The 5,065-nt window shown below is 43.9% G+C and carries 6 protein-coding genes; 3 read left to right on the top strand and 3 right to left on the bottom strand.

Features of this window, described 5'->3' with window-relative positions; all coding sequences use genetic code 11:
• Window positions 1–96 precede the first annotated feature (96 nt).
• The 3 genes from arfB to BLU57_RS15360 all read left to right on the top strand — a co-directional run bounded on the left by arfB (window position 97) and on the right by BLU57_RS15360 (window position 1,799).
• Window positions 97–519 (top strand): alternative ribosome rescue aminoacyl-tRNA hydrolase ArfB, encoded by a 423-nt coding sequence (arfB, locus tag BLU57_RS15370; RefSeq protein WP_371264356.1) that lies wholly within the window; start codon window positions 97–99, stop codon window positions 517–519.
• A gap of 187 nt (window positions 520–706) precedes the next feature.
• Window positions 707–1,123: a hypothetical protein gene (locus BLU57_RS15365; protein ID WP_090322825.1), complete on the top strand. Its 417-nt coding sequence runs from the start codon at window positions 707–709 to the stop codon at window positions 1,121–1,123.
• Window positions 1,110–1,799, top strand: coding sequence for a VIT1/CCC1 transporter family protein (locus BLU57_RS15360; RefSeq protein ID WP_090322822.1), 690 nt, complete (start codon window positions 1,110–1,112; stop codon window positions 1,797–1,799). The genes BLU57_RS15365 and BLU57_RS15360 overlap by 14 nt, the downstream gene beginning before the upstream one ends.
• 43 nt (window positions 1,800–1,842) lie before the next feature.
• Here the strand turns inward: BLU57_RS15360 and BLU57_RS15355 are convergent, their stop codons facing one another.
• From BLU57_RS15355 to BLU57_RS15345, 3 genes are all read right to left on the bottom strand, one after another.
• A complete protein-coding gene (locus BLU57_RS15355; protein WP_143027010.1) occupies window positions 1,843–2,061 on the bottom strand; it encodes a hypothetical protein in 219 nt (72 codons plus the stop codon).
• A 260-nt stretch (window positions 2,062–2,321) separates the two neighbouring features.
• A complete protein-coding gene (locus BLU57_RS15350) occupies window positions 2,322–3,572 on the bottom strand; it encodes a ferric reductase-like transmembrane domain-containing protein (protein ID WP_090322816.1) in 1,251 nt (416 codons plus the stop codon).
• 93 nt (window positions 3,573–3,665) lie between these two features.
• The gene (locus BLU57_RS15345; RefSeq protein ID WP_090322814.1) at window positions 3,666–4,019 is read right to left on the bottom strand and encodes a DsrE family protein; all 354 of its coding nucleotides are present in this window, start codon (window positions 4,017–4,019) and stop codon (window positions 3,666–3,668) included.
• Window positions 4,020–5,065 lie beyond the last annotated feature (1,046 nt).

Below are 5,065 nucleotides of genomic sequence, written 5' to 3'. Positions count from 1 at the left end.
TTCCTGACGATCCAATAATGTTAAGCGAGTGCGTTTGTGTATCTTCATCTACAGTATTCTCCTGAATACTGTAAACAACGCTAGGGATTCTTACAAATAACCTTTCTGAAAATAACGAACAATCTCACAATACCATTGACTGAGATCGAGATTCTTGCTGTCCGCTCGCAAGGCTCCGGCGGGCAGAATGTCAACAAAGTAGCGACCGCCATTCATCTGCGATTCGATATCCAGGCGTCATCACTGTCCGAACACTACAAGGCCAAGCTAATGCAATTAAAGGATAGCCGCATTAGCGGCGAAGGCGTCATTATCATCAAGGCGCAGCGATTTAACAGCCAAGTCAAGAACCGGGAAGATGCACTCAACCGCTTACGTGAAATGATTAAAAGTGTCACGATTGCACTGAAAACCCGGGTGCCCACCAAGCCGACCAAAGCTTCTCAAATAAAACGCTTGGAAAGTAAATCGGTACAGAGCCAAAGAAAATCGTTCCGCAGTAAGATTGGCGAGGAATGATAAAAGCAGAAATGATGAATACGCTGGAGGATCCAGTGTCGCCTCCTCGGTAGTGCCGCCTGCAGGAAGCAGGCAGAGCGCAATTCACTAGAAAAAGATTAAAGCCGTGACTGATCTTGGGTAGATCGAACCCTCTGAGGCAGGGCAAGACGCCTACCTGATAGCAAACGGACAAGGCAAGGCGCGCATGGCGAAGGATGTATCTGCAAGACCTCCAATCATTTGGAAAACACTGCTGTTGTCTTCCGGTGAAGTTGATCTATCACAGCATATAGAAAGTGCCGGCAAGAAAGCCAGAGGTGGCCAAATTGTAAGATTGCCTAGCATTCCTGCTGACACTGGGTCTGGCTGGTACACAATTGAGAGTCTTTACGGTTGCACTGATGGCAAGGAATTCTCCGGAAAGATCAAAGGATCAGCACGACTATATTACGGATCAGCTGGGGTAGCGTTTCTTGAAAAGCTGGCTGGTGACTATCCGACGATAGAAGCCGATACCAAAACATCCATCAGCGACATTGTTAAAATATTTAATCTTACATCTTACATCTTACATCTTACATCTTACATCTTACATATCGGGAAATGCTATGAGTCATCATGAAATACATAGATCACATCGCATAGGATGGTTGCGCGCTGCTGTTCTCGGTGCTAATGATGGTATCGTTTCAACCGCGAGTCTTATTATAGGTGTTGCAGCGGCACAATCAGCACACACGGATATTATGCTCGCGGGAATTGCGGGATTGGTTGCAGGTGCCATGTCTATGGCTGCAGGTGAATATGTATCGGTAAGCTCTCAATCAGACACAGAAAAGGCGGATCTTGAACTTGAAAGAAAATCGCTAAATGATGATTATGAATTTGAGTTGAAGGAATTGGCAAGTATTTATGAAGAAAGAGGACTTGATACTAACCTGGCAAAACAAGTGGCTGAAAAGCTGATGGCATATGATGCATTAGGTTCTCATGCAAGAGATGAGTTAGGCTTGGTTGAGAGTGTTAGAGCACGTCCCATACAAGCAGCACTTTTCTCTGCGGGTACATTCACTATTGGCGCTGCGTTGCCACTATTAGTGGCATGGAAGATTCCAGATTTTCTGCTTATACCGGTAGTCGCGGTATCTTCACTTGTATTTCTGGCAGCTTTGGGTGGATTTGCCGCACGTGCAGGAGGCGCGGCAATATCTATCGGTGCAATTAGAGTTACATTCTGGGGAGCCCTCGCAATGAGTTTAACCGCGGTAGTAGGTCGGTTATTTGGTGTGGCTATATGATAAGAGAATGGTTTTTACGGTGGTTTAGTAGTTCACTACCTGGTTAATGTGACTGGACCCTGAATCGTCCCATAACGACAATCATGGCAATCCCAAGTGCCCCTGCGGCACTATGCACCAAGTCCTTTAAATGCAGTGGAGTCAAATGTAATAACGAAGCCAAGGTTGGAAATTGCACCAGCAGCAAAGTCAGGGCGATTGTTGCTCCCACCATGATACGTGAAATAAAGTTAGCCAGACCGCTAAGCGCAATAGTTAACATGACGCTTGCAAACGTGAGAGTAACTAGAGCCATGGCTCGTGCGGGTTAAACCTCGGTTGCCCTTTAGGATTTTACCAAAGCAGATAATAGGCACAGTTCGATGCATGGGATTATTTCCGGGAATTAAGGGAGAATTTGAGGGTGATGGTAACGCCGATTATTCATTGAAGTTTAAACGCAAATTGAATAGCAAAGCACTATCGGACTGAGAAAAAGACAAGTAGCAAATTTCTTTGACAAAACCATCTGTCTCATACTTACTAACGGAAATCGAATTGTTCAAAATGAATTTGTTGCCTTTGCATATCATGTTCCCGTAGCCATTGGGTAACCTTAGCCATGAATGGCGGAGGGCCGCAAAGATACACTTGTTTCTTATTGAGCTTATCAATGCTTTCCAATCGCATGAATAAAGAGGTCAAATCATTCGTCATCGGTAAAGAATGAAAACGTAAGAGTGCTTGATTTGTGGCAAACATCTGTAGTTCCTCTTCGTAAGGAACACGCTCACTTTCACGATGAACGTAAATCATGTCGGTATGCTGGGTGACTGGCTGACTTCGCAGCAAAGCTAGAAAAGGAGTTAGGCCAATACCAGCAGCAATCCATATTTCTGGTGCAATTGGGCGAGTAAGCAAAAAATTACCATAAGGTCCTTGCAAGCGGACAGCAACACCCGGTTCAATTGACTGTATATGCCGCGTGCAATCTCCCAATGCCTTAATACTTAACGTCAAACCGCCATCTTTTGCGATATGGCTTACGGTATACGGATGAAAATCACCACAACCTTGAAAATGCGATCCTTCAAAAAAAGCCGCTCGTACGAATTGACTCGGTGCGATCGGTATGGGCTTTGCCAATGGGCGTAAATTTACTTCGGTGATGTGTTTTGCAGGATGGTTGACTCCACTGACTTCGTAAGGAAGAGTGTCGCCACTTCGATCGGCACGCAATAGCCGCCATCCAACGGGTATTACCGCAGGAAGCAAAGCCGCTGCTAGGCTGACGGAAAATCCACTCACAGCCCAAATATGTCCAAAACCGAGAGCTATGGCTACGACCAACAATATATGTAAGCGCCGCCAAAAGCCGTAAGGAAGGTGCAGAAAAAAAGTCGTGGCCATGCTGAGCGTAATAATAGCCAACGCCAACCAGCCCAAGATATTTATCAATTGCGGATTGAGTGGTGATAAATATTCCTCTGCAATATCGCTGCCCAAGGGTACGTAATATCCTGCCAGCAGCACCGGGTGCATTAATAACAATACAAAACTTAGTACACCCATTCCATGATGCCAGCGGTACATCTGTTGTAATCCCCCAAAACAAGATGCCCAATATGGATTTCGGATCATTAATAGCAAGCTCGCTACTAACAATCCCGTTCCTAGCCACCCCAACAAAAGACCAATTCCTTGAGCATCCAATGGCAGAGAAGAAACGACCGTCAATGCCGGTAGCAGAGCAACGAAGATGATCAGAATTGCCGGGACTGCGATTGATCTCATACCCAATATTTTTTTGTTTTGTCGATTATCAGATCAAGCCAAATGACAAATGCCGCGAATATGGGTGTCTGATAACTTGGAATGTCTGCCGAACTAGAAACTAATGAATTTCGCGTCCGGACGGGAGACCTCTTGATGCAAATCATTCATTCCGCCAAATATAGCGTTCTTTAACAGCATATCTTCTCTAAAGGAACGCGCTTCAGCACAAGGTTTACACACGAGTACCTTGGCATTGGGATTGGAAAACACTTCAGCAAATTTTGAAGTTGGACCAAAAGGAATGATTTTCTGATGGATTCCGTCGATGGCAATGGTTACGGCATCATGAAAAAGCATAATCATCACAGTATCACCTGCTTGTAAAGCCGAGGCAGCAAATATGAACGGTAATGCAGCCCGCGTGGTATCTGTTGGGCCCCAAGTCGTAGAAATTACATAATGCATAAAACTCCCTTATCTTTGATTAAAAAAAGAATTAATAGCGTAAAGTTTGTTTTGATCCTACAGACAATTTGCGTGACTGAAAAGAAGAATGCATAAATTCAATGAATTCATTGTATACCGAACCTTGCATTTTTTATTTCATAAAATTAATGGCTTTCTAAGAAAATCAGAACGGTACCCATGAAAGTTACTGATACCAGTACAACTCTTGTTATCGTTGCCCAGAAAAAATGGTGTCTCCGATCAGATAGGATGGAGAACACGGCAACATAGAGCAGTGTCAGAAAACTGAAGGTGTAGAGGGTCTGATCGTTTTCTGCCAATTCAAAATGTGAGTAACTTATCTTCAAAAGAAACAGCAACTCCACAACCATCGTGCTTCCAATACCACGGAGCCAGTGACGAACCATCCGATATTCCACGTTTACGGTTGGCTGGACGGCTGCTTATTAACAGTTGCAAGAGAAGTTAATCATGAATACTAGCAGCATCGCAAAGCTGGAAACAACAAACTTGCCGGTCACATGCCTAGCGGTTTACAGTGCAAAGACCGCAGCAAGGTTTGCTATCTTGGTAATTAGCATCGCCATCAGTCTAATCGTTAGAGTAATTTGGATCCCATTTCTTTATCATCGAAGGGTGAATGCATATTATTTTCCATGCGCTATTTTATTTGGGATAAGATTCATAAGTAGTTGAAAGAAAAATACTCTGTCTTTGATAAGCGCAATAAAACCTTCTAAAATATAGTTGTATTGCAATTGTATGTGCAGAACGTAAAGTTTTTATTTTCTGCACTGCATAGCTAAAAGGCAGCTGTATTCCAACAACCCTTTTGCAATACCAATCCGAAGCAAAGTAACTGGTAGCACCTCAGTAACACTTCAAACAAATCTCATTTGACGCTACATCCAGGCAGGAATTTTTAACTGTCTGCTTTTGCTCATCCATAAAAAGGAGAAAAAATGTGTAATCCCAAATCGACAAGGGAGCGGCGTCCTATTGCCCTGTTTCCTTTAGGCAAGATTTTTGCAACCCCTGGCGCA

It is taken from the genome of Nitrosomonas oligotropha, from assembly GCF_900106555.1.
GTDB lineage: Bacteria > Pseudomonadota > Gammaproteobacteria > Burkholderiales > Nitrosomonadaceae > Nitrosomonas > Nitrosomonas oligotropha_A.
Note: the sequence above shows the minus strand (reverse complement) of the source record. Positions and strands in the feature narration are given on the sequence as shown.

Bases quoted from the DNA above. Each gene is read 5' to 3' on its own strand.
- BLU57_RS15365 (WP_090322825.1), top strand. From the start codon at position 707: ATGGCGAAGGATGTATCTGCAAGACCTCCAATCATTTGGAAAACACTG.
- BLU57_RS15360 (WP_090322822.1), top strand. From the start codon at position 1,110: ATGAGTCATCATGAAATACATAGATCACATCGCATAGGATGGTTGCGC.
- BLU57_RS15355 (WP_143027010.1), bottom strand. From the start codon at position 2,061: ATGTTAACTATTGCGCTTAGCGGTCTGGCTAACTTTATTTCACGTATC.
- BLU57_RS15350 (WP_090322816.1), bottom strand. From the start codon at position 3,572: ATGAGATCAATCGCAGTCCCGGCAATTCTGATCATCTTCGTTGCTCTG.
- BLU57_RS15345 (WP_090322814.1), bottom strand. From the start codon at position 4,019: ATGCATTATGTAATTTCTACGACTTGGGGCCCAACAGATACCACGCGG.